Origin of the sequence: Agromyces sp. Marseille-P2726, from assembly GCF_902809835.1 — a bacterium.
Taxonomy (GTDB): Bacteria; Actinomycetota; Actinomycetes; order Actinomycetales; family Microbacteriaceae; genus Agromyces.
The window spans coordinates 608,285-633,929 of the sequence record NZ_CADDWM010000014.1; the positions used below are offsets into that span (position 1 = coordinate 608,285).

Below are 25,645 nucleotides of genomic sequence, written 5' to 3' on the forward strand. Positions count from 1 at the left end.
CTCACCCCCGCACCCGGCTCGGATCCCGCACCCGAGCCGCCGGTGCGAGGCGGCGACGACGGCGAGGTCGGGGAACGGAGGGACGGCGACCGGCCCGCGTCATCCGACGATGACCGCCTGACGCGCGATCGCCCACCCCACTGGCGTCAGACGTAGACGGGCGTGTGAGCACCGGTACGTGTGCGGGCGGGGCTACACCGTGGCGGAGGATGACCCCGACGATGCGCGGGCGCCCCCCGACGATCCGCCTGAACCGCTCGCGGCTGCCGGGCCACTCGAGCCGCTGGAACCGGCGGAGCCTTCGGTGGCCGACGACGAGCCCGACCCCTCTGCGCCCTTCGAGGAGCCCGAGCCGCCGTCACCGCTGCGGGAGTCGGTGCGATAGAACCCCGAGCCGTTGAACGTCACGCCGATGGTGTTGAACAGCTTGCGAAGTCGCCCGCCGCAGACCTCGCACACGGTCAGTGCGTCGTCGGTGAAGGCCTGGTGGATGTCGAACGCGTTGTCGCATTCGGTGCAGCGGTAGGAATAGGTGGGCATTCAGGAGACTCTTCCGGATCGGTGGTGACGCTCAGAACGCGATGATCCGCGTGGGAGTGACGACCCCGTTCACCGGCTGGTCGTGCACCTCGCGCGGCACTTGCTCGACGAACTCGCTGTCGAACACGACGGCGTACACCGGAGGACATTTTTCCATCGAACCGAGGGTCTTGTCGAAGTAGCCGCGACCCCAGCCGAGCCGCATTCCGGTGCGGTCGATCGCCGCCGCCGGCACGAGGATGAGGTCGACGTCGTTGATCGCCATCGGTCCGAGCAACTCGCCGATCGCCTCGGGCACCCCGTGCAGACCGAGGGTCTCGTCGTCCTCCTCGCCGACCGTCCAGTCGAGCAGGCCGTCTTCGCGCGTGACGGGAAGCAGCACGCGGATGCCGCGGGCCCTCGCCCACTCCAGGAAGGGCCGGGTGTCGGGCTCGTTCGGCATCGACAGGTAGCAGGAGACCGATTCGGCGCCCGTGGAGGCGATGAGCTCCGAAAGTCGTGCCGTGATGCCCTCCGAGGCGCGACGGCGCTCGGCGGAGGTCATGACCTGCCGGCGCTCGCGCAGTTCGGCGCGCAGGATGCGCTTCCGGACATCCACATCGTCGGGCATGGCACTCATCCTAGGGCGCCGCACGCCGGGTGCCGGCCGACCCGCGTCACCGGCACCTCCGACATCCGGTTACGCTGAATCGCATGACCCAACGGATCACGAAGGCCGTCATTCCGGCCGCAGGGCTCGGCACTCGCTTCCTTCCAGCGACGAAGGCGATGCCGAAGGAGATGCTCCCGGTCGTCGACAAGCCCGCGATCCAGTACGTGGTCGAGGAGGCCGTCGACGCCGGGCTGTCCGACGTCCTGTTGGTGACCGGACGCAACAAGAACGCGCTCGAGAACCACTTCGACCGGGTGGCCGAGCTCGAGGCGACGCTCGAGCGCAAGGGCGACACGGCGAAGCTCGAGAAGGTGAACGAGTCCACCGAGCTCGCCGACATGCACTATGTGCGACAGGGCGATCCGTTGGGGCTCGGGCACGCGGTGCTTCGTGCTCGGATGCATGTCGGCGACCACCCGTTCGCGGTGCTCCTCGGTGACGACATCATCGACGCTCGCGACCCGCTCCTGACCCGGATGCTGGCTGAGCACGACAGGCGCGAAGCGACCATCGTTGCGCTGCTCGAGGTCGATCCCGACTCCATCCACCTCTACGGGGCCGCCGCCGTCGAACCCACCGACGACCCCGACGTCGTGCGAGTCACCGGACTCGTCGAGAAGCCGACGGCCGACGTGGCGCCCTCGAACCTCGCGGTCATAGGTCGCTACGTGCTGCGCCCAGAGGTGTTCGACATCCTCGATCGCACCGAACCGGGCAAGGGCGGCGAGATCCAGCTCACCGACGCGCTCATGGAGATGGCGGCCGACATCGAGGGCACGGGCGGGGTGTACGGCGTGGTCTTCCGCGGCCGACGGTACGACACCGGCGACAAGCTCGACTACATCAAGGCCGTCGTCCAGCTCGCAGTCGACCGCGACGACCTCGGACCCGAGCTGAAGCCGTGGCTCGCCGAGTACGTCACCGGATTCGACCTGGACTGACATGGCGGCCGCCGTGCTCCCCACGCTGCGTGACGGGGACGTCACGCTGCGGCCCATCCGCGCGCGAGACGCGAAGCCGCTCGAGCGCGTGCTCCTCGAGAACCGCGCCTGGCTGCGACAGTGGGAGGCCACCTATCCCGGCGGCGGCTCGGTCATCGACACGCGCGGGAGCATCCGGAACCTGCTCGCACACGCCCGCAGCGGCAACGGGCTTCCCTTCATCATCGAGTACGACGGCCGGCTCGTCGGCCAGTTGAACGTGTCGTCGATCACGTTCGGTTCCCTCTCGTCCGCGTCGATCGGATACTGGGTCTCGCAGGAGTATGCCGGTCGCGGCATCACGCCGACGGCGGTCGCCCTCGCGACCGACCACTGCTTCTCGGTGCTTCGACTGCATCGCATGGAGATCTGCATCCGACCCGAGAACGGCCCCTCGCTTCGCGTGGTCGAGAAGCTCGGCTTCCGCTACGAGGGACTCCGGCGACGCTTCATCCACATCAATGGCGACTGGCGCGATCACTTCGCCTTCGCGCTCGTCGCCGAAGAGGTGCGTCGCGGCGTCCTGCGTCGCTGGCGCGAGGGCCGCGTACCGGTCGACGCCGCCCGGATCCCACCCGAGGACCGCGCGGCCGCGGCGTCGCCGCTGCACCTCACCGATCACTGAACACGCCCTCCGACGAGCCGCGTGATTCGTGCGCGTTGACCTAGCGTTGTCGCATGGACGCGATCGGCGGGGGAGTTCTCGTGGCGGCCGCCGCCGCGCTGTGGATCGCCTACCTGCTGCCGAGCTGGCTTCGTCGTCGCCAGTACCTCGCGACCGAACGCAACGCCGTGCGCCTGCAGCAGACCCTCCGCATCCTGGCCGAGACGGCCGAGACGCCCGAACCCGTGCGCGTCGAGGCCACGGCGCGCGAGGTCGCGGCGCAGCAGCGCATCCTGCACGAGCACGAGGAGGCGGCTCGGCTCGCCGCCGAAGCGGCCGAGCACCTCGCGGTCGCCGAGCGACGGTCTGCGGCTGAGGCGGCCGCGGCGGCGCGCGAGCTCGCGGCAGCCGCGACGACGGCTGCTGCGGCGACCGGGGCCGCAGTGACGGAGCCGCTGCAGCTCCCGAGAATGACGGATGCCTCGCCGGCCGCTCGTTCCTACGACATCGCCATCCGTGCTCGCCGGTCGCTGCGCCGCAGGCGCGGCCTGTGCTCGCTGCTGCTTCTGGCGTCGCTGCTCACGGCGGTCGGCGGCGCCATCGTGTGGGCCTCGGGTGCGACGCCGTTCATCGCGGCGGGCGGAGGTCTCGGCGTGCTGGTGGCCGCGACCGCCCTCGTGGCACTCGCCCGCGTGCGCCTCCCCGTCGTCGCCGCCGATCCGGTCGTGCGGCCGTCGACCGTGCCGTTCGAACCCATCGACCTGGCCGAGGCCGAACCGGTGGCGGAGCAGCACGAGTGGACACCGCAACCGCTGCCGAAGCCCCTGCACCTGTCGCGGGGAACGATCGCCGCTGCGGCCATGGCGTCGATCGAGGCGGCGGAGCAGCTGCGCCGAACGGAGCTCGAGGCCGAGGTCGCCCGACGGGCCGAGCAGGCGGTTCCGAAGCTCGCGCCGGCCGCGCCGGCGTCGGCCGCCCCGAAGCCGACGAGCCCTTACGCACGCATGGGCATCGTCGACGTGGCCGAGCCCGCGCTCGACGATCTCGACGCCGTGCTGCGTCGTCGCCGTCGGGCGATCTGACCCGACGCGTGGTCCGGACCACCCTCCGGGGGGTGATAGAGTCGTTGTCGCTCGGGCCCATGGCGCAGTTGGTAGCGCGTCTCGTTCGCAATGAGAAGGTCGGGGGTTCGAATCCCCCTGGGTCCACCGTGTGATGCGGCAGCCCGAGGCTCCTCGCGTAGGGTTGAGCGGTGACCGATGTGCCTCCCACTCGATCGATCCCGATCTCCGACCGGCACCGCTGGCGCGCGTACTGGATCTGCGTGGGCGTTGCCGCGCTCACGATCATGGACCTCTCGAAGCTGAACGTCGGGCTCCCGTCGATCGAGGATTCACTGGGCGCCGGTTCGACCGAGCTTCAGCTCATCGTGGCGGGCTACGTGCTCACGTTCGGGCTCACGCTCGTGCCCGCCGGCCGTATCGGCGACCAGCGGTCGCGCAAGGTGCTCTTCGTCATCGGACTCAGCCTGTTCGCGCTCACGAGCCTCGCCGCGGCGCTGGCCCCCAACGCCACCGTGCTGCTCGTGGCGCGCCTGCTCCAGGGGGTCGCGGCCGGCATCCAGATGCCGCAGGTGCTGGGCCTCGTGCAGGAGCTGTTCCGCGGCGCCGAGCGGGGCAAGGCGTTCGGGCTCTTCGGCGCCACCATCGGCCTCGCGACCGCCTTCGGCCCGACGCTCGGCGGCCTGCTGATCGCCCTCGGCGGACCGGTCGACGGATGGCGCGGCATCTTCTGGATCAACGTGCCGCTGACGCTCATCGCCATCGGGTTCGCCATCTGGTACCTGCCGACCACGCGGCATCCGTCGGATGAACCGCTGTCGCTCGATCCCGTCGGCGTCCTGCTCTTCGGCGTCACCGTGGTCGCCCTCATGTGGCCGTTCCTCTTCACGACCGGAGCTCCGACCGACGACCCGGCCCGATGGTGGGTGCTCGTGGTCTTCGTCCTGGCGCTCACGGCGTTCATCGCATGGGAGAAGCGGTACGCGGCATCCGGCAAGCACCCGCTCGTCCCGTTGGGGCTGTTCCGGGTGACGAGCTTCCGCAACGGCACGGCGCTCGCGAGCGCCTACTTCGCGGCGGCACCGCCCATGTTCCTGCTCACGACGCTCTACCTGCAGCACGGGCTGGGCCTCGAGGCCCTCTACGCCGGGATGGTGAGCATCGGCTTCGCGTTGGTCAGCGCGCTCGGGTCATGGATCGGCGGGAACCTCGTGAACCGGATGGGCCGGCCACTCGTGGTCTGGGGACTCGCGCTCTTCCTGCTCGGACTGGGCCTGCTCGTGCTCGTGGCGCTCGTCACGCCGCCGGCCGTCACGCCGTGGTTGATGGCCGCGGCGATGTCGATCGCGGGGGCGGGCGGCGGCCTCGTCATCGCGCCGAACCAGACGCTGGCGCTCATGGACATCCCCGTCAAGCAGGGCGGCCTCGCGGGCTCGGTCGGCCAGCTCGGCCAGCGCATCGGCACGTCGATCGGCACCGCCGTCGCCCTGTCGCTGTTCTACTCGACGATCTATCGCGAGTCGGGCACGTCCTCGCCCGACCTCACCACGTATCACGACGCCTACGGGGTCGGCATGCTCGCGGTCGCGCTCTTCATCGCGGTCGCCTTCGCCATCGGGGTCGTCGACCTCGGCTCACGTCGCCGACGCCGCACGGCGCTCGGCGGTGCGGATCCGGTGCCCGGATGAGCGGAACCCGTTCGGGTCAGGCGGCGAGGTGTGCGACGGGCGCGAGCAGTGCGACGAGCTCACTCGCCGACAACTCCCGGCCGAACGCCGGATTCCCCGGCTCGAGCGCTCGCCCGTTCGCCAGCGGACCGCCGTCGACCGCGTCGAATCCGATGTCGTCGATGATCCGGGCGATGACGTTGCGGGCATCCTCATCGTCCCCCACGACGGCCAGCGCACGGCGCAGCGGAGAGCCGGCGTCCATGCTGTCGTCCTCCATCTCGTGATACCCGAGGTGGTTGAGCGACTTCACCACCCGCGCGCGCGGGTTGCGAGCGGCGTTGATCTCGCTCGTCGAGCGCTCGTCGGCGTCGATCATCGGCAGGTGCCCGTCGACCGGCGGCCAGTAGTTCATGGCGTCGACCACGATGCGGTCGTCGAACAGCTCCCACGGCACCGTTGCGGCCTTGCCGAACGGCACGGCGACGATGATGACGTCGGCCTCGGCGACGAGTTCATCGGGGGTGGCGACGCGGGCGCCCGGAGCGACGACGGCCACGAGCAGATCGAGCGCCTTCTGCCTGGGGGAACCGGTGATGAGGACGTCGTACCCGGATGCCTCGAGGAGTCGGGCGAGGGCGGTGCCGACCTTCCCAGCACCGAAGATCCCGACCACCGGCCGTTCCGTCACGTCCACCCCTCCATTCTCGCCCACGCGGTGCTCATCCACGGGGATGATCCATGCATCGACATCTTCCAGCAACGCGTGCGGTGCCCTCGGCATTCCGCGAGCGACATGGTGCCGCGGGGGCAGGAGGAATAGTGTCGGCAGCGCGACGGTTGTGCGAGACGATGCGTGCGCGTGCATGCACGGGATGGGGCGTGAGATGGCTGGGCACTTCGAGTTCGGACTCGACACCTTCGGCGATGTGACGGCGGGCCCCGACGGCGCATTGCTCACGCACGCGCAGACGCTGCGCAACCTCGTGGAGCAGGCCGTGCTCGCCGATCGCCTCGGTCTCGACTTCTTCGGTGTCGGTGAGCATCACCGCGAGGACTTCTCGGTCTCGGCACCCGAGGTCGTGCTGGCGGCGATCGCGGGCCGCACCGAGCGCATCCACCTCGGCTCGGCGGTCACGGTGTTGAGCTCCGACGACCCGGTGCGGGTGTTCGAGCGATTCGCGACCCTCGACGCCCTCTCGAACGGGCGCGCCGAGGTCATCCTCGGGCGCGGTTCGTTCATCGAGTCGTTCCCGCTCTTCGGATTCGACCTGAGCCAGTACCAGGAGCTGTTCGAGGAGAAGCTCAACCTCTTCGCGGCCCTGCTGCCGCAGGAGCCGGTGACCTGGTCGGGCGAGCTGCGCTCACCGCTCACCGACCAGCTCGTCTACCCGCCCGTGGAACACGGTCGGCTGAAGACGTGGGTCGGCGTGGGCGGCAGCCCCGAGTCCGTCGTGCGCGCCGCCCATTACGGGCTTCCGCTCGTGCTCGCGATCATCGGCGGCAGTCCCGCTCGGTTCGCCCCGCTCGCCGACCTCTACCGGCGCGCCCTCGAGCAGTTCGGCCACGAACCGCAGCCCATCGCGGTCCACTCGCCCGGGCACATCGGCGAGACCGACGCTGAGGCGCGCGACACGCTGTGGCCGCACTACAAGGCCAATATCGACCGCATCGGCAAGGAGCGCGGCTGGGGTCCGGTGACTCGCGAGCACTTCGAGGTCGAGGCCGGCCCGAGCGGTGCGCTGTACGCCGGCTCGTCCGAGACGGTCGCGCAGAAGATCGCGGCGGCGATGCGGGCGATCGGCGCGACCCGCTTCGATCTGAAGTACTCGAACGGGACCCTGTCGCACGAGCACATGATGGGCAGCATCGAGCGGTACGCGACGGAGGTCGTGCCCCGCGTCCGCGAGCTGCTCGCCGAGTCCGACGCCGCTGGCGAGCCCGTCGAGCTCGACGCGGCAGATCGAGCGGATGCCGCCGCAGCGGCCGAGCACGCACGCGACTGACGCGAGCGCACGCCGCCTCAGGCGGTGCCGCGCGCCGGAGCCGCCGCGGCGCGCCGCCTGACGGCGGCGCGGAACCACGCGGCATCCGGAAGCCTCGACAGGAACGTGCCCGCGATGATCGTGATCAGGACGTAACCCGTCGCGAGGGGTGCGATCTCAGGTGGCCCCCCGGCGCTCACCGCGAGCCCGGCGATCACGATCGAGAACTCGCCGCGAGGGCCGAGTGACAGGCCGGCCCGCCATTGGCCGAGCGTGCCGACGCCCGCTCGCCGAGCCGCGTACGCGCCGGTCACGAGCTTCGTGAAGATCGTGACGATCGCGAGCCCGAGCGCGGGCAGGAGCATCGAGAGCAGCCCGGCGAAGTCCGACGTGAGGCCGAAGAAGAGGAAGAACGTCGCCGCGAACAGGTCGCGGAGCGGGGTGAGCACCTGGCTCGCGTTCGCCGCGACCCGGCCCGACAGGGCGATGCCCACGAGGAAGGCGCCGACCGCGGCGGAGACCCCCACCTGCGCGGCGAGGCCGGCCACGAGCATGGTCAACCCCATGACGCCGAGCAGCAGCGCCTCGAACTCGTCGGCCGGGAACAGCCGCGAGACCACGTGGCCATGCCGCAGGGCGACGAAGAGGATGACGGCGACCACCGCCACGGCGACGGCCACGGCGATCGCCCCCTGCATGAGGCTCACGCCCACCACGACGGCCGAGAGCACGGGCAGGTAGAAGGCCATCGCGAGGTCCTCGATCACGAGCACGGCCAGCACCGCGGGCGTCTCGCGGTTCGAGAGGCGGCCGAGGTCGCGGAGCAGCTTGGCGATGACGCCCGACGACGAGACCCATGTGACGCCGGCGAGCGCGACCGCGGCGATCGGCCCCCATCCGAGCAGGAGCGCGAGCGCTGCTCCTGGCAGGGCGTTGAGCAGCGCGTCGACGATGCCCGGCACGCGCGCCGACTTCAGGCTGGTGAAGAGCTCCTCGGCCGTGTACTCGAGTCCGAGGAGGGCCAGCAGCAGGATGATGCCGATCTCCGACCCCACCTCGAGGAACTCGGCGCTGGCGTCGAGCGGCACGAGGCCTCCCTCGCCGAAGGCGAGGCCGAGGAGGAGGTAGAACGGGATCGGCGAGATGCCGATCAGGAGCGAGAGACGACCGAGCAGGCTCATACCGAGAAGCAGCGCGCCGACTTCGATGAGGAGCAGCGTCGTCTCGTGCATGCGAGGCCGCCTAGCCGGGGCCGTTGGAGAGGAGTCGGGCTACTCCGTCGAGTCCTTCACGAGTTCCGACGCAGACGATGACATCTCCGGCGCGCAGCGGTTCAGCCGGCGTCGGGGAGGGGATGATCGCACCGTCGCGCACGATGGCGACGATCGACGAATGGGTTCGCGTGCGTGCCTTCGTGTCGCCGAGCGTGCGGTTGAGGTACGGCGAGTCGGTCGGCAGGGCGATCTGCTCGGTGAAGAGGCCGGCCGTCTCATCGCTGAGGCTCGTGAGACGGCTGAGCATGACCGAGGCGCCGAGCACGTCGGCGAGGGCTGCGGCCTCGTCGTCGTTCAGCGGAATGGAATCGCGACACTCGTCGGGGTCGTCGAAGTCGAAGATGCCGAGGTCGCGTTCGCCGTCGCGATGCGACACCACGCTGATGCGACGCCCGCGTTCGGTGATGAGGTCGTGCCGGAACCCGATGCCGGGGAGGTCGACCCGCTCGATGTGAATTGCCACGTGGTAATGGTAAACCCGCCGGAGGACCCCGCCGGCAGGGCGCGTCAGCGCTCGGGCTCCGCGCGCGTGAGCATGGTCAGCACGCGCGTTCCGGCATCCTCGTCGAGCTCGAACGACACCCGTACTCGCCCGAGTTCGCCGAGCGAGGTCACGTGGGTCCCGCCGCACGGGATCCGTGCGTCGCCGCCGGGCAACTCGCACACCCACGTTCGCCGGTCGGTCAGCGCCTCGCCGTCGCGGTCGATGCGCACGGGGGCATCCGTTCCGCACCACGCGGCGAGGGTCGCATCGACGGATGCCGCGAGCGAGCCGAGGTCGGTGGCTGCCACGCTCTGGGCGTCGAATCCGGCCCGACGCAGCGACTTGTTGAGGCGGTAGGTGTCGACTGACCCGTTCGGCTCGATGCGGCTGGCGGCGTTCGCGATGCCGTCGAAATCGGGACTTCCGAGCGAGTCCTCGCGCACGGGCTTCGACCACCGTGGGGCGAGGGCGCGGTTGAGCGCGAGCGAGGCGAGGTGACAGGCGGTATGCCCTACCGAGAGGGCCCGGCGCGTTGCGGCATCCGCTTCGACCTCGACGAGGTCGCCCTCGGTGACGCGGGCGTCGCCGTCGACGAGGTGCGCGACGACGAAGGACCATCCATCCGTGCCCGGGCGCACGGGGATGTCACTCCCGAGGTGCAGGTCGCGGCCGTCCGTGGCCGCCACCACGGCGTCGAGGATCTCGACCTCACGTTCGCCGACGCGCATCAGCCCGGTGTCGGCCGGCTGGTCGGGCCACGCCGCATCGACCGCGTGGAAGCTCGTCGACTCGGTGATCACCGCGACGCGTCCGTCGCCGGCGGGACCCACGTGCAGCGCTCGCGAACGGTCGCGAAGCGCCCCGGTGGGGTAGGTGACGACGGTGTCGCGCTGGGGGAGCGTCACGCCTAGCGGACGCCGTCGGCGCGCCCGAGGATGTTCACCGGGATGGCCACGGCGAGCGAGACCGCGAGGATGCCGCCGAAGAACGTGACCGCCTCGAAGCCGGGGAGTTCGGGCGCGATCGACATGAGCCAGAGGCCGAACAGGAAGATCGCCATGGCGATGATGAAGGTGATGACGTTCACGTTGGCCTCCAGGAAGACGTTGCGGCGATGGCTGCGCCCGCCAGTCTAGCCGTCGGCGCGGGCCGATCCCGGCTCAGGACGTCAGCGGTCCGAGCCACGCGGTCGCGACGGTGGAGTGCGCGGACTCGTCGTCGGACGGGTGGAAGATGCCCGCCAGCACGTCGCGATACAGCCTGCCGAGCTCGGAGCCCGAGAAGTACGTCGAACCGCCCGAGACGCGAACGGCCTGGTCGACCACGTGCTTCGCGGTCTCGGTGGCGCGCACCTTGAGGCTCGAGAGCTTCGCGAACCAGTGCGCGCCGTGGTCGACGAGTCCGTCGAGGTCGCGGGCGATGGCGATGAGCTGCGGCTCGATCGCATCTTGGGCGATGGCGGCGTCGGCGACGCGCCAGCGGATGTCGGGGTCCTGCGAGAGCGGCGCTCCGTCGTTCTTCATCGAGGTGCGCCGGTGCGCCGATGCGACCGCGAGGTCGAGCGCCCGGGCTCCGATGCCCGCGTACACCGACGCGAGGAGCAGCTCGAAGCACGAGAAGATGCCGAAGATGAACGGGTCGGCGTTCGGGCCCGGGTCGAGTCGACGCACGATCCGGTCGGATGCCGCGAATGCGCCGTCGAGCACGGTGGTGTTGCTCTGCGTCGCGCGCATCCCCATCGTGTCCCAGTCGTCGAGGATGCGGATGTCGGGATCCTCGCGATCGATGAATCCATAGACGAGCTTCGGGCCGTCGGCAGATGCCGTGTCGAGGCCCATCGTGCCGAGCCGGGTCCACGCCGGGGACAACGAGGTGAAGATCTTGCGTCCGGTGAAGCGGTAGCCGCCGCCCGGCTGCGGGTCGGCGGCGGTCCGCGAGCCGAAGAGCACGAGGTCGTTGCCCGCCTCGCTGATGCCGAACCCGAAGATCTCGCCGTCGCCGGCCTCGCGCTGGAGGAACTCGAGCGAGTCGTCGCCGCGGTCGCGCAGCACCTTCGCGACCGCCGTCCAGATGAGGTGCATGTTCACGGCGAGCGCCGTCGAGGGCGCCGCCCCGGCGAGGCGCATCTGCGCTCGGACCGCGTCTTCCAGCGCCCATCCGAGCCCGCCGAACTCCGTCGGCACGAGTGCCGTCAGGTATCCGGTCGCGCGAAGGTCCTCGAGGTCCTCGGCGAAGAAGGCGTTCCGGCGGTCGTACCCGGCCGCGCGCTCGCGCACGCGTTCGAGGAGGTCGTCATGAAGCAAGGTCTCGGGGGTCGCGCTCACGACGCCCACACTACGCCTGCGGCTCGCCGCCCTGCGGATTCGGCGGGGTCGGCGCAGTCGCGGCATCCGGCCGAGGCCGACGGCCGCGCGTCGCGAGGATCACGATCCCGATGACGACCGCCCCGGCGACGAGGGCCGCACCGATCCACGGCAGCATCACGCCGAACGCCGTCCCCACGAACCGAGCGAACGCCACCAGGGCATTCCATCCGGCCACGACACCGCTCCAGAAGTCGTCGGGCGTGGGGTCGGGGGCGACGTCATCCGTGACGAAGTCGACCGTGATCGTCGAGAAGTCGATCTGGTCGACGAGCGAGTCGCGTTGCTGGGTGAGGCTGTCGACCTCGGACTGGCGGGTGGTCAGTTCCGACTCGATGGCGATGAGGTCCGCGATGGAGGTGGCTGTGGCGAGGAGCTCGCGGAGCCGATCGGTCGAGGCGGTCAGCGCCGCGATGCGCGCGTCGAGGTCCTGGCGCTGCTCGGTGACATCCGTCGCGTTCATCGTCACGGAGTTCACCTCGCCGAGCGAGCGCAGCTCGTCGACGACGACGTCGAGCTCGTCGGACGGGATACGCAGCGTGAGCGAGGCGCTCGCGGGCTGCGTGTCGGTTCCCGGGTTCTCGGTACGGTGGTCGACTCGCCCGCCGGCACGTTCGGCGACGTCGGCGGCCTCCTCAGCCGAAGCGATGGGGTCGTGGACGCTGATGGACACCCACCCGGTCGTGATGACGCTGCGATCGGCCTGCTGCTGTTCGCCTCCGCCCTCGGCGCCTCCTTCGACCGGGGCGTGCATCTCGGGCGCCCCACCCGTCGACGAGTCCATGCCGGTCATGCGGTCGGATTCGGAACCGCCGGCCGTGCAGCCGGCGAGGAGCAGTGCGGCGAGGGCGGCGGCGGCCGCGGCGGGTGCGAGGCGTCGTCTCATGCGCTCCCTGTATTGGCGCGCGCGGCTGGCATGTCTGGAGGCCGGCTGGGAGTCGCATCACGTTCCGGTTGCGGTTCCCTGTGCGCGGCGCGCCGCCTCAATCGTCGTCGGGATCCCGCCCGGTGCGCGCACCGGACTCGAGTGCGGCGATCACCGCCCGGTCGTCATGGTCGAGCGCGAACCCGAAGACGTCGAGGTTCTCGCGCTGGCGGTCGAGCGACGAGGTCTTCGGGATGACGATGTTGCCCAGCTCGATGTGCCAGCGCAGCACGACCTGCGCGGGGCTTCGGCCGTGCTTGGCGGCCAGGCGGACGAGCGACGGCTCGTGGAGTACCCGGCCCCGCGCGAGCGGCGACCACGCCTCGGTGCGGATGCCGCGTGCGGCGTCGAACTCGCGCAGCTCCTGCTGGGGCAGCCAGGGGTGCAGCTCGACCTGGTTCACGACCGGGGCGACACCGGTCTCGCCGACGATGCGCTCGATGTGGTGGGCGTGGAAGTTCGCCTCCCCGATGGATCGCACGCGCCCCTCGTCGCGAACCCTGATGAGCGCCCGCCACGTGTCGACGTACAGATCGGTCGACGGCACGGGCCAGTGGATGAGGAAGAGGTCGAGCTGCTCGAGGCCCAGTCGCTCCATCGACGCGTCGAAGGCCCGCAGCGTCGAGTCGTAGCCGTTGTCGTCCTTCCACACCTTGCTCGTGATGAAGAGCTCCTCGCGTGGCACGGGCGCGGCACGCACCGCCTCACCGACCTCGCGCTCGTTGCCGTAGAACGCGGCGGTGTCGAGGTGCCGGTATCCGAGGGCGATGGCGTCGAGGCTGAGCCGCGCGGCATCCCGGGTCGGCACCTTGTACAGCCCGTACCCGAGCTGCGGGATGGTCGCGCCGTCGGCGAGGGGCAGGCGGGGCGCGAGGGGGAGCGGTTGCGACATCCGTCGATCTCCTAACTGGGTTGCAGCGGAACGGGCTCGGTGTCGGGGATGGGGCCCGCGTCGCGGTCTCGGAGATCGGGATGCCACGGGCGGCCGATCACCGACGCGAGCACGCCCACGAACCCGAGCACCGTCGCCGCCCAGAACGCGCCCTGCGCCCCGAACCCGTCGATGAGGAAGCCGGCGAGCGCGGAACCCAGTGCCGCACCGATGAGCCGGAGAACTTCACGCTCGCCGACACGATCGCGAAGAGCACCGCGAGCACCGGGGCGATGCCGAGGCCCGCGATGAACAGCGTGACCGAGAGCCACCAGAAGTCCATGACGAAGGCGGCGAGCGCGGTGCCCGCGAACACGATGAGCATGCGGCGTGCGGTCGACCACGGGCTGATCGGCAGATGTCCGAAGCCGAGGCCACCCGCGAGGCTGCCGATCGAGAGGATCGCGAGCACGATGCCCGCCTCCGCCCCGTCGTGGCCGAACGCCGCCACGACGCCCGCCTCGATCGCCGCGGCGGCCCCTATGAGGAGGAATCCGACGATGGTCGCCAGCATGACCGCGGGCCGGGCCAACACGACGCCGAACCGGCGTTTCGAGCGCGGGATGCGCACGCGGCCGAGCTCGGGCGAGGCGATGAACCAGATGCCCCCGCCGATCATCATGGCGGCGGCGAGCAGGATGCCCCAGACCGTGCCGATCTGGGTCGACACGAACGTCGTGACGACGGGGCCGACGACCCAGATGATCTCCTGGGCCGACGCGTCGAGCGAGAACAGGGGCGTGAGCTGGCGCGAGTTCACCATCTTCGGGTAGATGGTGCGCACCGCGGACTGCACGGGCGGTGTCGCGAGCCCGGCGACGAGTCCGACCGCCATGTAGGCGGGGACCGAGAGCGGCAGGACGCCGATGGCGACGACGGCGCTGGCGCAGATCACCAGCGTCGTGATGAGCACCGGGCGCATGCCGAGCCGCCCCATGAGGCGGCTGGTGAGCGGGCCGGCGACGGCCTGCCCGATGGAGGTTGCCGCGAGGACGAGGCCGGCGGCGCCGTACGAACCCGTCTGCCGTTCGATGTGGAGCAGGAACGCCAGCGAGAGCATGCCCGATGGGAATCGCGCGGTCAGCTGCGCGGCGATGATGCGAGCAACGCCCGAGGTTCTGAGGAGATCGGAGTAGCTGCCCACGGTCTCCTCACTCTACCGGCGCGTCCCTCGCCGATCGCCGCCCGATCGTGATCTGCCGATGCCGCCCATGGGGTGCGGCTGCAGTAGGGTCTGGATGTCGATGACGACCGGGTCGCCGTCGCACGAACCACCGAAACACAGAGGAAGACTGATGCGTACTCGATTCGTCGCCGTTCCCGTCGCGCTCACGGCAGCGGCACTCCTGCTCACCGGCTGCGTGCAGAACAACCCTGCCGGCACCGATTCCACGTCGTCCACCCAGGTGTCCGTCGAGGTCGACGATGCGGCGGTTGCGCTGCTCCCCGACGAGGTCAAGGAGTCCGGCACCCTCGTCGTCGGCATCGACCCGACGTACCCGCCGAACGAGTTCAAGGACGCGAACGGCGACCCCATCGGCTGGGGTGCCGAGATCGCCGAGGCGCTCGCAGCCAAGCTGGGCCTCGAGGTCGAGTTCCAGGTCGCGAAGTTCGACAACATCATCCCGAGCATCACCGGCGGCAAGGCCGATGTCGGCGTCTCATCGTTCACCGACACGGTCGAGCGCGAGAAGCAGGTCGACTTCGTGAACTACTACGAGGCGGGCATCATGTGGGCGTCCGCCGCCGGGAACGATGTCGATCCCGACAACGCCTGCGGACTGAAGGTGGCCGTGCAGGCGACGACCTTCGAAGACACCGACGAGGTGCCCGCGAAGTCGGAGGCGTGCGTCGCCGCGGGCAAGCCGGCCATCGAGAAGGTGCCGTTCGACACGCAGGATGCCGCGACCAACGCCGTGGCGCTCGGACAGGCCGACGCCCTCAGCGCCGACTCGCCCGTGACCCTCTACGCGATCTCGCAGACCGACGGCAAGCTGCAGGCCGCCGGCGAGTCGTTCGACGTCGCCCCCTACGGCATCGCGGTCGCCAAGGACCGCGGACTCACCGAGGCGATCCAGGCGGCGATGCAGTCGCTGGTCGACGACGGCACGTACATGGCGATCCTCGACGAGTGGGGCGTCGCCGACGGGGCCATCGACGAGATCACGATCAACGCCGCGTCGAACGGCTGAGCTCGTGTCCGAACCCGCAACGGGCCGCACGGCGGCGGGGGCGACCCCGCCGCCTGCGGGCCCCCGCGAGCACGCGCCGATCAAGGCCGTGAAGCTGCGGCATCCGTGGCGTACCGTGTTCGCGGTCGTGCTCGTGCTGCTGTTCGCGCTCTTCGTGATCGACGCGGCGCAGCGCCCCGCCTACGACTGGCCGGTCGTGGGCCAGTACCTGTTCGACCAGCGCGTCTCGGCTGCGGCGCTCGTCACCCTCGAGCTCACGGTGCTGTCGATGGTGATCGCCATCGTGCTCGGCGTCGTGCTGGCGATCATGCGGCTGTCACCGAACCCGGTGGTGAAATCCGTCGCCTGGTTCTACCTCTGGATCTTCCGCGGCACACCCGTCTACGTGCAGCTCGTCTTCTGGGGCTTGATCGCGATCATCTACCAGTCGATCGACATCGGGATCCCGTTCACCGAGCCGTGGCTCTCGTTCGAGACGAAGGACGTGCTCGGGCCGTTCTGGCTCGCCGTCATCGGCCTCGCCCTCAACGAAGCGGCGTACATGGCCGAGATCGTGCGCGCCGGCCTCCTCTCGGTCGACAAGGGCCAAGACGAGGCCGCCACCGCGCTCGGCATGAGCTGGTCGCAGACGATGCGCCGCATCATCCTGCCGCAGGCGATGCGCGTCATCATCCCGCCCACCGGCAACGAGGTGATCTCCATGCTGAAGACCACCTCGCTGGTGACCGCCGTGCCGTTCACCCTCGACCTCTACACGCGCACGCGTGACATCTCCGCCGAGACGTTCAACCCGATCCCGCTGCTCATCGTCGCGTCGATCTGGTACCTGTTCTTCACGTCGGTGCTGATGGTGGGCCAGTACTTCCTCGAGAAGCGCTTCGCCCGGGGCGTCGGTGCGCGGGCCGACACGGTCGCGGGCACGGTGCCCACCGGTGTCACGCCCGCCGTGGTGCCCGGCGAAGACCCGACGTTCGAGTCACGCCAGGGTGGTGACGCACGATGACCGACCTCGACCAGGGCGCGATGACCGCTTCCGCCGACACCGATGTGCCGATGGTGCTCGCCGACGGGGTCTCGAAGAGCTTCGGCTCCAACGAGGTGCTGAAGGGCATCTCGCTCCAGGTGAAGCGTGGTGAGGTGCTCTGCCTCGTCGGACCGAGTGGATCGGGCAAGTCGACGTTCCTGCGATGCATCAACCACCTGGAGCAGGTGTCGTCGGGTCGCCTCGCGGTCGACGGACGACTCGTCGGGTATCGCGAATCCGGCGACAAGCTCTACGAACTGCATCCGAAGGAGGCCGCGAAGCAGCGGCGCGACATCGGCATGGTGTTCCAGCGGTTCAACCTCTTCCCGCACATGACGGCGCTCGAGAACGTGATGGAGGCGCCCATGCTCGTCAAGGGCGTGCCGAAGGCGAAAGCGAAGGCGCGGGCGCTCGAGCTCCTCGCCCGAGTGGGCCTCGCCGAACGGGCCGACTACTACCCTGCCCACCTCTCGGGCGGGCAGCAGCAGCGCGTGGCGATCGCGCGTGCGCTGGCGATGGATCCGAAGCTCATGCTCTTCGACGAGCCGACCTCCGCACTCGACCCCGAACTCGTGGGCGAGGTGCTCGACGTCATGAAGGGGCTTGCGAAGAGCGGTATGACGATGATCGTCGTGACGCACGAGATGGGCTTCGCGCGTGAGGTCGCGGACACGCTCGTCTTCATGGACGCCGGCGTGGTCGTCGAGGCGGGCGACCCCCGTGAGGTGCTCGCGAACCCGCAGCACGAGCGCACGAAGGCCTTCCTCTCCAAGGTGCTCTGACGCATCCGGGCGGGGCGGTGCTCGCACACGCGCGGCGAAGTTTCGGTGGGCCCGGCGGAGCTGCGGTGCTACCGGGCCAGCGCCTTCATGATGCGCTGCGGTGACACGGTCTCGGCGGTGCGAAGCTCTTGGGCGAAGAGGCCGACCCGCAACTCCTCGAGCATCCACCGCACGCGAACGAGCTGCGAGTCGGACTCGGGGTCGATCGGGATCCGTCCGCCGGCCGCCTCGAACGCTGCGACGGCGGGCTCGAACTGGTTCATCGCCTGCCGGTCGCGCCCCGGGTTGTCGACGAGCTTCCGGACGCGCACGTTGATGGCCTCGAGGTAGCGGGGCAGGTGGCGCAGCCGATCGAGTCCGGTCGTCGAAACGAACCCCGCGGGCACGAGAGCGCCGAGCTGCGCGCGCACGTCGCCCAGCGACGCCATGAGGTGGATGCTCGAGGCGCCGGCGATCGCCCGATCGGCGTCCCGCGCCGCCCTCAGGATTCGGGCGACGAGCGCGACGGTCTCGAACATGCGCTCGACGACGGTGGCGGACACGGCATCGCGAACCGCTTCGAACTCCTCACGGGTGCCCACGAGGCCGTCGGGATGCCGCTCGCGCAAGGTCGCGTCGACGCACGCCGCGAGGCAGTCGTCGAGCAAGGCCCGCGTGCTCGGATACGCGCTCGTGGCGAGCGCGAGCTTCTCCTCGTTCGAGAGGTGCTCCTGCACGTAGGCGACGGGTGTCGGGGTGGCGAGCACCAGCAGTCGGCGGATGCCGCGGCGCGTCGCCTGATCGCGCTCCTCGGCCGTGGCGACGAGGCGCAGCGCAACCGACGTCTTCTCGTCGACGAGGGCGGGATACGCACGGATGACGTTGCCCGCCTGACGCGTGTCGACGTGCTCGGGCAGTTCCTCCCACTCCCACGCCGTGATCCCCGATCGCTCGGCCGTGGCGGCGGTCGCCGAGCGGGGAACCGGCGCCGTCTCGAGGTTCCGCTTCTCGCGCGGCGGCTTCGTCACCGCCTTCGCGACCGCGTTGCGACTCCGATCTGCGAGCCGTGTCTGGAGTTCGCCGAGGTCCTTCGACGAGCCGACGGCTCGGCCGCGCTCGTCGACGGCTCGATACGTGACGCGAAGGTGGGGCGGGACCCGACCCAGGTCGAAGTCCGACGCGTCGACGGGAGCGAAGGTGAGCCGCCGGATCACGTGGGCGAGGACCTCGGGGAACCGCTCGCGCTCGGCGCCGCCCTCCGGTCCCTCGGGCAACTCGCCCGAGATCTTCGCGGCCCACTCGGCGGCCGGCACGACCTGTCGGCGCAGCACCTTCGGCAGGGTGCGCAGCATGGCGGTGATGAGCTCGTCGCGAAGGCCCGGTACCTGCCAGTCGAACCCGTCTGCGCGAAGGCGGGGGAGGAGCACGAGCGGCACCACCACGGTGACACCGTCGTCGTCGGCACCCGGCTCGAACCGGTAGGCGAGCGAGTAGGTCTGGTCGCCCTGCCTCCAGCGGTCGGGGAAGCCGGTGCCGCGATCCTCCTCCGCCGCATCACCGAGCAGGTCGGCCCGCGTCATCGTGAGCAGCTCGGGATGCTTGCGGTGCTCGCCGCGCCACCAGCGTTCGAACGCTCGCGTGTCCGCGACATCCGCCGGCACCCGCGCCTCGTAGAAGGCGACGACCGCCTCGTCGCCGGCGAGGATGTCGCGGCGGCGCGTGCGTTCCTCGACTTCGCCGAGCTCGCGGCGCAGCGCGCGATTCGCCCGCACGAACGAGAACAGGCGGCGATCGAGCCGGCCGGTGTCCCAGTCCTCCTCGACGAGGGCGTGCCGGATGAAGAGCTCTCGGGCAAGTGGTGCGTCGACACGCGACAGTTGGATGCGCCGCTTCGCGACGATGGGCAGGCCGAACAGGGTGACCTTCTCGTCGGCGACGGCAGCGCCCTGGCGGCGTTCCCAGCGCGGCTCGCCGTAGGTTCGTCGCACGAGCGGGCCGGCGAGCTGCTCCGCCCACGCCGGGTCGATGGCCGCGTTGGTCCGGGCGAAGAGCCGACTCGTCTCCACGAGTTCCGCGCTCATGAGGGCGTTGGGAGGCTTCTTCGCGAGGGCCGATCCCGGGAACACCGCGAACCGGGCGTTGCGGGCGCCGAGGAACTCCACCTGCCTGCGGCCACGGCCGGAGGGGCTCGTCGAAGCGGCCGTGCCCAGCGACGCCCCTTGGGAGCGATCGTCCCGCAGCCCGATGTGCGAGAGGAGCCCCGCCAGGAGTGCGCGATGGATCCCGTCGGGGTTCGGCGAGCCCGCCGACGCGGCCACATGCAGCCCGAGCGGCTTCGAGAGCCGAACGAGCTGGCGATAGAGGTCCTGCCACTCGCGCACCCGCAGGTAGTTGAGGAACTCGGCCTTGCACATGCGCCGGAACGCGCTGCCCGACAGTTCGCGCTGCCGCTCCTCGAGGTGGTTCCACAGGTTGAGCAACGTGAGGAAGTCGCTCGTCGGATCCACGAACCGCGCATGGAAGCCGTCGGCCTGCTCTCGCTTGTCGAGGGGTCGTTCCCGCGGGTCCTGGATCGTCAGGCCCGCCACGATGGCGAGCACGTCGCGCGAGACGCCCTGCGTCTTCGACTCGATCACCATGCGCGCGAACCTCGGCTCGATCGGCAGCCGCGCGAGCTGCCGCCCGACGCGGGTGAGCTGCGGCCCGCGTCCCTCCGGTGATCGAGGAGCGCCCGGCGCAGCCGGACGTCCGTCCGGTGATCGAGGAGCGCCCGGCGCAGCCGGACGTCCCTCCGGTGATCGAGGAGCACCCGGCGCAGCCGGACGTCCGTCCGGTGATCGAGGAGCGCCCGGCGCAGCCGGACGCGTCTCGAGATCCAGCGCCCCCAGCTCGCGGAGCAGATCCAGCCCATCGCGGATGCCCCGCGTGTCGGGTGGCGTCAGGAACGGGAAGTCCTCGACCGCACCGAGACCGAGCGAAGCCATCTGCAGGATGACGGCCGCGAGGTTCGTACGCAGGATCTCGGGGTCCGTGAACTCGGGGCGCTTCTGGTAGTCGTCCTCGGAGTACAGCCGGATCGCGATGCCGTCGCTCGTGCGCCCGGACCGGCCCGAACGCTGGTTCGCCGACGCCTGCGAGATCGGCTCGATCGGCAGTCGCTGCACCTTCGAGCGCGCCGAGTACCGGCTGATGCGCGCGGTGCCGGCGTCGACGACGTAGCGGATGCCGGGCACCGTGAGACTCGTCTCGGCGACGTTGGTCGCGAGGACCACCCGGCGCCGGAGCCCCGGCACCTTCGAGGGTTCGAACACGCGATGCTGGTCGGCCGACGAGAGTCGTCCGTAGAGGGGCAGCACCTCGGTGACTCCGGGGCGTCGCTCGGAGTGCGCCCGCACTGCCGCCTCCGCATCGCGGATCTCGCTCTCGCCCGAGAGGAAGACGAGCACGTCGCCGGGCGCCTCACGGTCGAGCTCGTCGAGCGCGTCGAGGATCCCCTGTTGCACGTCCTTGTCCTCGGCTGCGGCGCCCTCATCGTCGGAGTCGTCGCCCGAGCCCGTCGAGGGGGAGCCGCCGACCAGCGGACGATACCGGATCTCCACCGGGTAGGTGCGCCCCGACACCTCGATGATGGGTGCCGGACGGCCCGCGGCATCCGGGAAATGCTCGGCGAAGCTCTCGGGGTCGATCGTGGCGCTCGTGACGATGACCCTGAGGTCGGGCCGGCGGGGGAGGAGGCGCTTGAGGTAGCCCAGCAGGAAGTCGATGTTGAGGCTGCGCTCGTGAGCCTCGTCGATGATGATCGTGTCGTAGCGGCGAAGCTCCCGGTCGCGGTGGATCTCGTTGAGCAGGATGCCGTCGGTCATGACCTTGATGCGCGTCGACTCGCTCGCGCGGTCCGTGAACCGCACTTGGTAGCCCACGAGGCTGCCCAGCTCGACCTGCAGCTCGTCCGAGATGCGCTCGGCGATCGTGCGAGCCGCAATCCGGCGCGGTTGCGTGTGCGCGATCGACTCGCGCCCCAGTTCGAGGCAGATCTTCGGCAGCTGCGTCGTCTTGCCCGACCCGGTCGCGCCGGCGACGATGACGACCTGATGGTCGCGCACGGCGCGCGCGATCTGCTCGCGCTGCCCCGAGACGGGCAGTTCGGGGGGATAGGTGATCGTGGCAAGCACAGCCCTCCATCGTATGCGGTACCTGGCGGCGCCGACCCGTGGTAGACAGGCGAGCATGTCGACGGATGCCCCAGCCCAGCCGCATTCGAAGGCTGCGAGCCCTCCTCGCCTCTCGGGCCTCATCGGCCTGCCGATCCTGCGCGTCGTGCTGGTCGGGCTCGCGGCGGTCTCGACGTGGCTGGTGCTCGTGGCAGCGGGGGACGACGCGTCGTTCCCACCGATGATGCTCTACGCGGCGATCTCGATGTTCGTGGTGAACCTCATCACCCTCGCGGTGGTGCGCGGCGCGTTGCACGCCGAGGGACGTCGCGCCCGGGACCTCATCGACTTCTCGTGGCGACGGCTCGGCACCGACGTGCTGTGGGGGCTCCTCTGGCTCATGGTGCTCTGGATCCCGTTCGCGCTCGCCGTCGTGGGCGTGGGCTTCGCCATGTACGGGCCCGACGTGTTCACCCGGTTCGAAACCCTCTTCTACGACCCGTCGTACGTGCCGACCTTCGATCGCCCGATCCTGGCGCTGCTCGCCATCGTCGCGGTGGTGACGTTCGCCCCGCTGAACGCGCCGACCGAGGAACTGCTCTACCGCGGTTACTCGCAGGGCGGCCTCCTCAGCCGCGGGTGGCCGGCCGCGTGGGCGATCCTCGTGCCCGCGGTCGTGTTCGCGGCGCAGCACGTGTTCTACGCCGCCACGCCCGGGGCGGTGCCGATCTATCTCGTCGCGTTCCTCGTCTGGGGCATCGGCTCGGGCATCATCGTGCGGTGGCAGGGCCGCCTCATGCCGATCATCGTCGCGCACTTCCTCGTCAACCTCATGACGAGCGCCCCCGCCCTGCTGGTCCTCGCTCTGCCGTGACGCGAGGGACCTGAGTCCACGGCGGCTGCGGTCGCTCGACCGGTCGTGATGGGATGGGTGGATGACCCGACCCATCGTGCCTCGCATCCAGCTGAACGACGGCTTCTCGATCCCGCAACTCGGGTTCGGCGTCTTCAGGGTCGATCCGAACGAGACCGAGCGGATCGTCACGGAGGCCCTCGAGGTCGGCTATCGCCACATCGACACGGCGCGCATCTACGGCAATGAGACGCAGGTCGGTCGGGCGATCGCCCGTTCCGAGATCCGCCGAGAGGAGCTCTTCATCACCACCAAGCTGTGGAACGACGACCAGGGCACTCAGTCGGCGTTCGACGCCTTCGACGCGAGCCTCGAGCGACTCGGACTCGACTACCTCGACCTGTACCTCATCCACTGGCCGGCGCCCGCGCAGGACCGATACGTCGAGACATGGAAAGCGTTCGAGCGGCTGCAGGAGTCCGGACGGGTCCGGTCGATCGGTGTGTCGAACTTCCGTGCCCCGCACCTCGAACGGCTCCTCGCCGAGACCGACATCGTGCCGGCCGTCGACCAGATCGAGCTGCACCCGTATCACCAGCAACCCGAGACGGCTGCCTTCGCCGAGGAGCACGGCATCGCGATCGAGGCGTGGGGCCCACTGGGTCAGGGCAAGTACCCGCTCCTCGAGCTTCCCGAGGTGACGGATGCCGCGGCCGCCCACGGCGTGACCCCGGCGCAGGCGGTCATCCGTTGGCACCTGCAGCGCGGCCACATCGTGTTCCCGAAGTCGAACCACCGTGGCCGCATGGCGGAGAACTTCGACGTCTTCGGGTTCGAACTCGCCCCCGACGAGATGGACGCGATCACCGCGCTCGAGCGTGCCGGACGGATGGGCGCCGACCCCGACGAGAGCTGACGACGGGCGAAACGGCCCGGCCCGCGTGCGACACGCCCGGGCCGCCGACCCGATTTGGTGCCGCTGCCGTCGTCCACGTAGTGTCTTCTACGTCGCCACGGCGGCGCGGAGCCCGGCAGAGTCACTCAGCCGAGCAGCCCGCCACCGAGATGGCGAACGTCTTAGCCAAATAGCCTCGAAGTCGCATTGCGACTCGGTGATTTCAAGCCTAAGATAGGTACTCGCTTCATCAGCAGCCACGTCGTTCGCGATGTGGCTCTCGGTTGCTCTGCGGCCGAGCTGGGCTCCTGTTCCAGAGCGTGCGAATGAAGTGGTATGATGGATAGGTTGCCCTGGGGGTAGGTCGCAAGGCCGGTACCCGGGTGCGTCCGTTTCTTGAGAACTCAACAGCGTGCACTATGTTCAATGCCATTTTTTTGAACCTCGTGTTCTTGCCTCTTTTGGGGTGGGGACGGGTTTCCTTTGATTGATGGACAATTTGATTTTCGAGTCAGTTGTTTCTCTGTCAGAGATCAAATTTCCTGGCGCTCTTCGGGGTGTTGGGGCCAAGTTTTTTTGGAGAGTTTGATCCTGGCTCAGGACGAACGCTGGCGGCGTGCTTAACACATGCAAGTCGAACGATGAAGCCCAGCTTGCTGGGTGGATTAGTGGCGAACGGGTGAGTAACACGTGAGTAACCTGCCCTGGACTCTGGGATAACTCCGGGAAATCGGAGCTAATACCGGATAGGACCTTGGACCGCATGGTTTGGGGTGGAAAGTTTTTTCGGTTTGGGATGGACTCGCGGCCTATCAGCTTGTTGGTGAGGTAATGGCTCACCAAGGCGTCGACGGGTAGCCGGCCTGAGAGGGTGACCGGCCACACTGGGACTGAGACACGGCCCAGACTCCTACGGGAGGCAGCAGTGGGGAATATTGCACAATGGGCGCAAGCCTGATGCAGCAACGCCGCGTGCGGGATGACGGCCTTCGGGTTGTAAACCGCTTTTGTCCAGGAAGAAGCCGGCTTGCCGGTGACGGTACTGGGAGAAAAAGGACCGGCTAACTACGTGCCAGCAGCCGCGGTAATACGTAGGGTCCGAGCGTTGTCCGGAATTATTGGGCGTAAAGAGCTCGTAGGCGGTTTGTCGCGTCTGCTGTGAAATCTTCAGGCTCAACCTGGAGCGTGCAGTGGGTACGGGCAGGCTGGAGTGGTGTAGGGGAGACTGGAATGCCTGGTGTAGCGGTGGAATGCGCAGATATCAGGAGGAACACCGATGGCGAAGGCAGGTCTCTGGGCACTTACTGACGCTGAGGAGCGAAAGCGTGGGGAGCGAACAGGATTAGATACCCTGTTAGTCCACGCCGTAAACGTTGGGCGCTAGATGTGGGGACCTTTCCACGGTTTCCGTGTCGTAGCTAACGCATTAAGCGCCCCGCCTGGGGAGTACGGCCGCAAGGCTAAAACTCAAAGGAATTGACGGGGGCCCGCACAAGCGGCGGAGCATGCGGATTAATTCGATGCAACGCGAAGAACCTTACCAAGGCTTGACATACACCAGAACACGCTAGAGATAGCGGACTCTTTGGACACTGGTGTACAGGTGGTGCATGGTTGTCGTCAGCTCGTGTCGTGAGATGTTGGGTTAAGTCCCGCAACGAGCGCAACCCTCGTCGCATGTTGCCAGCACGTCATGGTGGGAACTCATGTGAGACTGCCGGGGTCAACTCGGAGGAAGGTGGGGATGACGTCAAATCATCATGCCCCTTATGTCTTGGGCTTCACGCATGCTACAATGGCCGGTACAAAGGGCTGCGATGTCGTAAGGCGGAGCGAATCCCAAAAAGCCGGTCTCAGTTCGGATTGAGGTCTGCAACTCGACCTCATGAAGTCGGAGTCGCTAGTAATCGCAGATCAGCAACGCTGCGGTGAATACGTTCCCGGGCCTTGTACACACCGCCCGTCAAGTCATGAAAGTCGGTAACACCCGAAGCCGGTGGCCTAACCCCTTGTGGGAGGGAGCCGTCGAAGGTGGGATCGGTGATTAGGACTAAGTCGTAACAAGGTAGCCGTACCGGAAGGTGCGGCTGGATCACCTCCTTTCTAAGGAGCAGCTCGGGGCCCCGTTTCGGGGTTCCGTAGTGCGTGCCGGGTCAGCGGCGGATGTTCGCTGCCGGCTGCTCATGGGTGGAACATTGACATAGGTGCTCGTCTGAGTGGTTCAGATCTAGTACGCCTCGTTCGCGGGGTGGGAACGGTCGGGGCTGGGATGGTGGGTGCGTGCACGCTGTTGGGTCCTGAGG

General features: G+C 69.1%; 21 protein-coding genes, 1 tRNA gene, 1 rRNA gene and 1 pseudogene. 12 read left to right on the forward strand and 12 right to left on the reverse strand.

What is annotated here, in order from left to right:
* Positions 1–192: 192 nt before the first annotated feature.
* Both HUS56_RS12450 and HUS56_RS12455 read right to left on the reverse strand, forming a co-directional pair.
* Positions 193–540: an FmdB family zinc ribbon protein gene (locus tag HUS56_RS12450; protein ID WP_173923719.1), complete on the reverse strand. Its 348-nt coding sequence runs from the start codon at positions 538–540 to the stop codon at positions 193–195.
* Positions 541–571: 31 nt separating this feature from the next.
* Positions 572–1,150 carry a 5-formyltetrahydrofolate cyclo-ligase gene (locus tag HUS56_RS12455; protein WP_173923720.1) on the reverse strand — a complete coding sequence of 193 codons (579 nt, stop codon included), beginning with the start codon at positions 1,148–1,150 and terminating at the stop codon, positions 572–574.
* 83 nt (positions 1,151–1,233) lie between these two features.
* Here HUS56_RS12455 and galU point away from each other — a divergent pair, with 83 nt between their 5' ends.
* The 5 genes from galU (at position 1,234) to HUS56_RS12480 (ending at position 5,525) form a co-directional block, all read left to right on the forward strand.
* The gene (gene galU / locus HUS56_RS12460; RefSeq protein ID WP_173923721.1) at positions 1,234–2,133 is read left to right on the forward strand and encodes a UTP--glucose-1-phosphate uridylyltransferase GalU; all 900 of its coding nucleotides are present in this window, start codon (positions 1,234–1,236) and stop codon (positions 2,131–2,133) included.
* Between the two features lies 1 nt (position 2,134).
* Positions 2,135–2,797, forward strand: coding sequence for a GNAT family N-acetyltransferase (locus tag HUS56_RS12465; RefSeq protein ID WP_173923722.1), 663 nt, complete (start codon positions 2,135–2,137; stop codon positions 2,795–2,797).
* Between the two features lie 53 nt (positions 2,798–2,850).
* The gene (locus HUS56_RS12470) at positions 2,851–3,858 is read left to right on the forward strand and encodes a hypothetical protein (RefSeq protein ID WP_173923723.1); all 1,008 of its coding nucleotides are present in this window, start codon (positions 2,851–2,853) and stop codon (positions 3,856–3,858) included.
* 53 nt (positions 3,859–3,911) lie between these two features.
* A tRNA-Ala gene (locus tag HUS56_RS12475) sits at positions 3,912–3,984 on the forward strand.
* Positions 3,985–4,028: 44 nt separating this feature from the next.
* Positions 4,029–5,525, forward strand: a complete 1,497-nt coding sequence (locus HUS56_RS12480; protein WP_371808307.1) for an MFS transporter — start codon at positions 4,029–4,031, stop codon at positions 5,523–5,525.
* A 16-nt stretch (positions 5,526–5,541) separates the two neighbouring features.
* Here the strand turns inward: HUS56_RS12480 and HUS56_RS12485 are convergent, their stop codons facing one another.
* Positions 5,542–6,201 carry an NADPH-dependent F420 reductase gene (locus HUS56_RS12485; RefSeq protein WP_173923724.1) on the reverse strand — a complete coding sequence of 220 codons (660 nt, stop codon included), beginning with the start codon at positions 6,199–6,201 and terminating at the stop codon, positions 5,542–5,544.
* Positions 6,202–6,391: 190 nt separating this feature from the next.
* On the opposite strand from HUS56_RS12485, the gene HUS56_RS12490 reads away from it, so the two are divergent.
* The gene (locus HUS56_RS12490) at positions 6,392–7,510 is read left to right on the forward strand and encodes an LLM class flavin-dependent oxidoreductase (protein WP_173923725.1); all 1,119 of its coding nucleotides are present in this window, start codon (positions 6,392–6,394) and stop codon (positions 7,508–7,510) included.
* 17 nt (positions 7,511–7,527) lie between these two features.
* Here the strand turns inward: HUS56_RS12490 and HUS56_RS12495 are convergent, their stop codons facing one another.
* The 8 genes and pseudogenes from HUS56_RS12495 to HUS56_RS12530 form a co-directional block, all read right to left on the reverse strand.
* Positions 7,528–8,721: a cation:proton antiporter gene (locus HUS56_RS12495; RefSeq protein ID WP_173923726.1), complete on the reverse strand. Its 1,194-nt coding sequence runs from the start codon at positions 8,719–8,721 to the stop codon at positions 7,528–7,530.
* Between the two features lie 10 nt (positions 8,722–8,731).
* The gene (locus HUS56_RS12500; RefSeq protein WP_173923727.1) at positions 8,732–9,226 is read right to left on the reverse strand and encodes a cation:proton antiporter regulatory subunit; all 495 of its coding nucleotides are present in this window, start codon (positions 9,224–9,226) and stop codon (positions 8,732–8,734) included.
* A 44-nt stretch (positions 9,227–9,270) separates the two neighbouring features.
* A complete protein-coding gene (locus HUS56_RS12505; RefSeq protein ID WP_173923728.1) occupies positions 9,271–10,152 on the reverse strand; it encodes a metal-dependent hydrolase in 882 nt (293 codons plus the stop codon).
* A 2-nt stretch (positions 10,153–10,154) separates the two neighbouring features.
* On the reverse strand, positions 10,155–10,334 hold the full coding sequence (locus HUS56_RS12510) for a hypothetical protein (protein ID WP_173923729.1): 180 nt from the start codon (positions 10,332–10,334) through the stop codon (positions 10,155–10,157).
* A gap of 73 nt (positions 10,335–10,407) precedes the next feature.
* Positions 10,408–11,571 (reverse strand): acyl-CoA dehydrogenase family protein, encoded by a 1,164-nt coding sequence (locus tag HUS56_RS12515; protein ID WP_254431425.1) that lies wholly within the window; start codon positions 11,569–11,571, stop codon positions 10,408–10,410.
* Between the two features lie 10 nt (positions 11,572–11,581).
* A complete protein-coding gene (locus HUS56_RS12520; protein WP_173923731.1) occupies positions 11,582–12,496 on the reverse strand; it encodes a DUF4349 domain-containing protein in 915 nt (304 codons plus the stop codon).
* Between the two features lie 97 nt (positions 12,497–12,593).
* Positions 12,594–13,427, reverse strand: a complete 834-nt coding sequence (locus tag HUS56_RS12525) for an aldo/keto reductase (protein ID WP_173923732.1) — start codon at positions 13,425–13,427, stop codon at positions 12,594–12,596.
* A gap of 11 nt (positions 13,428–13,438) precedes the next feature.
* Positions 13,439–14,610 (reverse strand): annotated as a pseudogene (locus HUS56_RS12530) (MFS transporter).
* A 151-nt stretch (positions 14,611–14,761) separates the two neighbouring features.
* On the opposite strand from HUS56_RS12530, the gene HUS56_RS12535 reads away from it, so the two are divergent.
* The 3 genes from HUS56_RS12535 to HUS56_RS12545 are packed head-to-tail and all read left to right on the forward strand — an operon-like array spanning position 14,762 to position 17,464.
* Positions 14,762–15,658, forward strand: coding sequence for an ABC transporter substrate-binding protein (locus HUS56_RS12535; RefSeq protein ID WP_173923733.1), 897 nt, complete (start codon positions 14,762–14,764; stop codon positions 15,656–15,658).
* 4 nt (positions 15,659–15,662) lie between these two features.
* Entirely contained in the window at positions 15,663–16,661 is a 999-nt protein-coding gene (locus tag HUS56_RS12540) for an amino acid ABC transporter permease (protein WP_173923734.1), read from the forward strand.
* Positions 16,662–16,711: 50 nt separating this feature from the next.
* A complete protein-coding gene (locus HUS56_RS12545; protein ID WP_173923800.1) occupies positions 16,712–17,464 on the forward strand; it encodes an amino acid ABC transporter ATP-binding protein in 753 nt (250 codons plus the stop codon).
* A 68-nt stretch (positions 17,465–17,532) separates the two neighbouring features.
* Here the strand turns inward: HUS56_RS12545 and hrpA are convergent, their stop codons facing one another.
* Complete coding sequence (hrpA, locus tag HUS56_RS12550; protein ID WP_217424021.1) at positions 17,533–21,672, reverse strand: ATP-dependent RNA helicase HrpA; 4,140 nt, start codon at positions 21,670–21,672, stop codon at positions 17,533–17,535.
* On the opposite strand from hrpA, the gene HUS56_RS12555 reads away from it, so the two are divergent.
* The 3 genes from HUS56_RS12555 (at position 21,671) to HUS56_RS12565 (ending at position 25,445) form a co-directional block, all read left to right on the forward strand.
* On the forward strand, positions 21,671–22,468 hold the full coding sequence (locus HUS56_RS12555) for a CPBP family intramembrane glutamic endopeptidase (protein ID WP_173923736.1): 798 nt from the start codon (positions 21,671–21,673) through the stop codon (positions 22,466–22,468). The genes hrpA and HUS56_RS12555 overlap by 2 nt on opposite strands.
* A 61-nt stretch (positions 22,469–22,529) precedes the next feature.
* The gene (locus tag HUS56_RS12560) at positions 22,530–23,363 is read left to right on the forward strand and encodes an aldo/keto reductase (RefSeq protein WP_173923737.1); all 834 of its coding nucleotides are present in this window, start codon (positions 22,530–22,532) and stop codon (positions 23,361–23,363) included.
* 552 nt (positions 23,364–23,915) lie between these two features.
* Positions 23,916–25,445: ribosomal RNA gene (locus HUS56_RS12565) — 16S ribosomal RNA — on the forward strand.
* Positions 25,446–25,645: the final 200 nt, after the last annotated feature.